1 pseudogene is annotated in these 486 nt (G+C 59.7%); it reads left to right on the top strand.

The features are described from left to right. Nucleotides 1–161 precede the first annotated feature (161 nt). Nucleotides 162–486 (top strand): annotated as a pseudogene (locus tag HMPREF3050_RS12855) (RHS repeat protein); the annotation flags it as partial.

Genomic DNA, 486 nt, shown 5'->3' with positions numbered 1-486 from the left:
ATGAAAACGGTGCGCGCTACCGCTTTGCCTACGAAGTCCTCGACCGTCTGATTGCCGAAAGCGGTTTCGACCATAAACTGACCGGCTACCGTTACAACGCCGGCAACGAGCTGGTCGAGCAGCGCGAATTCGGCGACGACGCCTCCCTCGCCGCCAAACTGATGGCGCAGCTGGGCGGACAGCCCGTCCCCAAAAAAGACGCCGCCCCGCTTTCAGACGACCTCGACAGCCAAACCCCGCTGCGGATTACCGAGTTCAAACGCGATATATTGGGACGCCTAATCCACACCCTCGCCCGCGATAACGGCAAGGTTCAGGAAACCGTTTACCAATACGACCCGGACGGCAATCTCGTCCGCGCCGCCAACCGCCACAGCATCACCTGCTTCGACTACAACGAAAACGGCCAACTCGTCGCCCAACACCAATGGAAGGTGCCGTCCAAAGAAGAAAACGCCCGAAACGGTTTGCCCGAAACCGACTGGC

This window comes from Neisseria sp. HMSC065D04 (genome assembly GCF_001815675.1).
Classification (GTDB): Bacteria; Pseudomonadota; Gammaproteobacteria; order Burkholderiales; family Neisseriaceae; genus Neisseria.
The sequence above is the reverse complement of the archived record's forward strand: the minus strand, read 5'-3'. Positions and strand labels throughout refer to the sequence as shown.